Origin of the sequence: Dietzia aerolata (assembly GCF_014144865.1) — a bacterium.
GTDB lineage: Bacteria > Actinomycetota > Actinomycetes > Mycobacteriales > Mycobacteriaceae > Dietzia > Dietzia aerolata.
Genome location: NZ_JAALDM010000144.1, coordinates 2428 through 6165 on the forward strand (window position 1 = coordinate 2428; position 3738 = coordinate 6165).

General features: G+C 68.4%; 4 protein-coding genes. 1 reads left to right on the forward strand and 3 read right to left on the reverse strand.

Annotated elements, in window-relative coordinates:
- Window positions 1-147: 147 nt before the first annotated feature.
- Window positions 148-693: a hypothetical protein gene (locus G6016_RS09595; RefSeq protein WP_241730058.1), complete on the reverse strand. Its 546-nt coding sequence runs from the start codon at window positions 691-693 to the stop codon at window positions 148-150.
- Window positions 694-785: 92 nt separating this feature from the next.
- The gene (locus tag G6016_RS09600) at window positions 786-1304 is read right to left on the reverse strand and encodes a hypothetical protein (protein ID WP_182632448.1); all 519 of its coding nucleotides are present in this window, start codon (window positions 1302-1304) and stop codon (window positions 786-788) included.
- 140 nt (window positions 1305-1444) lie between these two features.
- Here G6016_RS09600 and G6016_RS09605 point away from each other — a divergent pair, with 140 nt between their 5' ends.
- Complete coding sequence (locus G6016_RS09605) at window positions 1445-2896, forward strand: MFS transporter (RefSeq protein ID WP_182632449.1); 1452 nt, start codon at window positions 1445-1447, stop codon at window positions 2894-2896.
- Between the two features lie 6 nt (window positions 2897-2902).
- Here G6016_RS09605 and G6016_RS09610 read toward each other — a convergent pair whose 3' ends face one another.
- Complete coding sequence (locus tag G6016_RS09610) at window positions 2903-3736, reverse strand: alpha/beta fold hydrolase (RefSeq protein ID WP_422110468.1); 834 nt, start codon at window positions 3734-3736, stop codon at window positions 2903-2905.
- Window positions 3737-3738: the final 2 nt, after the last annotated feature.

The following is a 3738-nucleotide window of genomic DNA, read 5'->3' on the forward strand; positions in this document are numbered from 1 at the left end:
GACGCGATGGTCGTCATCGCTGCGGACATAGTCGCCGCCTCTGCGATGACACGCGCGTGTCGCCGCAGAGACTACGACCATCTAGACAGGGACTACGACCATCCGGGCAGAGGGCACCCCGCCCATCCGATTTGTCGGGTCCGGAGGCTACTGGTCCTCGGTGTACTCGGGCGTCTCCACGGTGATCGGGCCCGCCGAGGCGCCGCCGTTGGTGGTGAGTGTGTACTCGACCTGGCCCTCGCCGGTGGGGATGATCGTGTCCTTGGGGTGGGCGAGATTGCCCATCGGTAGGAACGCGGGGCTGGGCACCTCCATGACCTTTTCGCCGGTCTCGCCCGTGTCGAGGTTCTTCCAGGTCAGGGTGGCGGTGAGATCGCAGTTGCCCACGCCCACTACGCCGGCGGCCCAGCCGACCTGCGAGGCGTGGGGGCTGCCCTCGCCGTCGATGGTCGCCGACACCGCACCGAAGCAGGTGCCGGTGGGCGAGCCGCCGGTGGCCACCAGCCGGTCGTCGGCGGGGGTCAGCTTGGGCATGGTCTCGGCGGAGCCGCTGACCGAACCGGTCTCCGGCATTGTCTGGGCGCCCGCCGTCGCGGGGGCCGCCAACGAGGCGGCCACCGCGAGGCCGGTAATGCCGAGAATTGAAGTGACACTGCGTCTGTGGGCCGATCTGGCGGCGATGTCGGAAATCATGTCTGCCATCCTGACATCCGGCATCGGTGCCGACAAGGGGTGCCGGGGAGTTGCCTGGTGGCACGACCGACGGACGCGTGACGGTTCTTCTACTAATGGACGTAGGCCGGGGTCTGGATGGACATCGGGCCGGACCACCCGCCAGCGTTGGTGCGGAGCGTGTACTCGATCTCGCCGGGACCGGTATCGATAACCGCTTGCATCGGGTGGTTGATGGGATTCGGAACGCCGTTGGCGAGTAGTGGCGCAGGGATATGGACGACTTCCTCGCCGGACTTTTTGCTGTCGTTGAGGTTCTGCCAGGACAAGGTCACGGTGAGGTTACAGTGGCCGATTCCGACGATCCCGAACGTCCAGCTGACGGTGGCCGAATTGGGATATCCGATGGGATTGATGGTGGTGGAGACGAGTCCGAAACAGGTGCCGGTGGGGGATCCGGTCCCGGCGACGAGGCGGTTCTGGGCGGCGACGAAGTCGGACGAAGATACAGCATTCGCGGTGCCCGGGACCATGATGGAGGGGGCCAGGGCGACAGTGGTGGCGGCGGCGAGCGCCCCCACGGAGACCAAGGGCCGGCGGTTTTTTCGCCGGGTAGTGCGGGTAGTGGGCATGTGAGAATGCTTTCACCACGCTCAGGTTCGGGCAAGCACGAAATGGTCCCGGATCAATCACTGTTGCGAGCGGTGCTGGATGGGGAGAAGTGGACACCTGTCTGTAGTGTCCGTCGTAAGGCTGTGAAAGGGACAATGGGATGAGTGCACCTGCGCACGGTGGGGACGCCGTCCTCCGCGATGACCGCGGCCTCGTCTGGGTGTTGGCCTTCGGCGGGATCGTGGTCTCGGCCAGCCAGACGCTCGTCATCCCGCTGCTGGGGATCCTTCCGACGATCCTGAACACCAGCGCCGTCAACGCCTCCTGGGTGGTGACGGTGACCCTGCTCGCGGGCGCGGTGGCGGGCCCGGTGATGGGCCGTCTCGGCGACCTGTACCCCAAGAGAAACGTGATCGTCGTGATCGCGCTGATCATGGTGCTCGGCTCGGTGATCTCGGCGGTGTCGTCGTCACTCTGGCCGATGATCATCGGACGTGCCCTGCAGGGGGTGGGGATCGGCGTGATCCCGATCGGGATCGCCACGATGCGGGAGGTGCTGCCGCCAGCCCGGCTGGGGCCCGCGATCGCCCTGATGAGTTCCTCGCTCGGCGTGGGTGGCGCGCTGGCCCTCCCGGCTGCCGCGGCCCTGGCCCAGTACGGCTCCTGGCAGTGGATGTTCTGGGGCTCGGCCGTGTTGGGCCTGGTGGCAGCCGCGTTCCTGTGGTTCAAGGTCCCGCTGATGCCGGCCGCCAAACCGGACGGCACGCTCGACATCGTCGGTGCGCTCGGCTTAGGAGTGGGACTGGTCGCACTGCTTCTGGGCATCTCCAAGGGCGCCGACTGGGGCTGGGTCTCGCCCCTCACGCTGGCCATGTTCGCCGTCGTCGTGGTCGCGTTCCCGGTCTGGGGCTGGTGGGTGCTTCGGCATCGCTCGCCGATCGTGGATCTGCGGGTGGCGTCTCGGCGCCCGGTCCTGCTGACCAACATCGCCTCGGTGACGGTCGGCATGGGCCTGTACGCGCAGTTGCTCATCTTCCCGCAGGTCCTGCAGTTGCCGATCGCGACCGGTCACGGCCTGGGCCAGTCGATGGTCGCGATGGGCCTGTGGTCCGCCCCGGCCGGTCTGGCGATGATGGCTGTCTCCCCGGTCAGTGGCCGACTCATCGGCACTCGTGGACCCAAGCTCACGCTGGCCCTGGGGTCGATAGTCATCGCGGTGGGGTACTTCGCCGGCCTGTTCCTCATGGGGTCCACGTGGGGCGTCATGACGGCGGGGATCATCATCAGCGGCGGAGTGGGCCTGGCGTACGGGGCGATGCCGGCGCTGATCATGGAGTCGGTTCCCAGCAGTGAGATGGGCTCGGCCAACAGCGTCAATACCCTCATGCGGTCGATCGGCACCACCACCTCGGCGGCGGTGCTGGGCGTGATCCTCACCCAGATGTCGGCCGACTTCGAGGGACTGTTCGTCCCGTCTGAGCTCGGCCTGCGGGTCGGGTTGGTGTTCGGTGGGGTGATGGCGTTGGTGGCCGCCGCGGTGGCCTCGACCATCCCGCCGCCGTGGAAGTCAGACGACGACGTGGTGGGTTCAGACGGAGTGCGCTCGAGCTGAACGCGGTCAGCCGGCCACGCCCCGCGCCCGCCGGCTGATGGCCTCAGCCAGCTCGACGGGCCGCTCCTCGGGGATCCAGTGACTGACGCCGGATAGCTCGACGAAACGATAATCGCCGTCGACGTACCGCTCGGTCAGTGCGGCACCGCCGCGTCCGAGCGCAGGGTCGTCGTCGCTCCATACAAACGTCGTGGGCACTCCCACGCGCGAGGCCACCACCCGCGGCGAGGAGAACGGCAGTGCCCGATACCACCCGAGGCCGCCGCGGATGGCGTCGTCGGTGACCATCTCGTCGCGGAACCGCGCGATCATCTCGGGCGTCATGCCCATCCCGGCCAGCGCCTTCTCCGGCGCCGCCCCGGGCGAGTTCAGCAGCAGCTCGGGCACGAACGGCAGCTGGAAAAAGCCCATGTACCAGGACCGCAGCAGCTGGTCGGAGACGAGCATCGCCTTGAGGAACGCCGCCGGGTGCGGCACCGAGACGGCGGTCAGCGTGCGCACCCGCTCGGGATGGTTGCCGGCGGCGGCCCATGCCACGGCGGCGCCCCAGTCGTGCCCGACGAGGTGCGCCGAGGCCAGGCCGAGGTGATCCAGCAGGGCCAGAACGTCGCCGACCAGCTCTTCCAGCCGGTACGACCGCCGACCGCGGGGGCGGGCGGAGGCACAGTATCCGCGCTGGTCGAGGGCGATGGTGCGCAGGCCGTCGGCGTGCAGGAGGGGGGTCACGGCGTCCCAGCTGGAGGTGCGCTGCGGGAAGCCGTGCAGGAGGACGACCGGCTCGCCGGCGTGCGGCCCCGAGTCGATGGCGCGCAGTTCCATGCCGTCGCGGGGGAACCACAGTT

Bases quoted from the DNA above. Each gene is read 5' to 3' on its own strand.
- G6016_RS09595 (WP_241730058.1), bottom strand. From the start codon at position 693: ATGATTTCCGACATCGCCGCCAGATCGGCCCACAGACGCAGTGTCACT.
- G6016_RS09600 (WP_182632448.1), bottom strand. From the start codon at position 1,304: ATGCCCACTACCCGCACTACCCGGCGAAAAAACCGCCGGCCCTTGGTC.
- G6016_RS09605 (WP_182632449.1), top strand. From the start codon at position 1,445: ATGAGTGCACCTGCGCACGGTGGGGACGCCGTCCTCCGCGATGACCGC.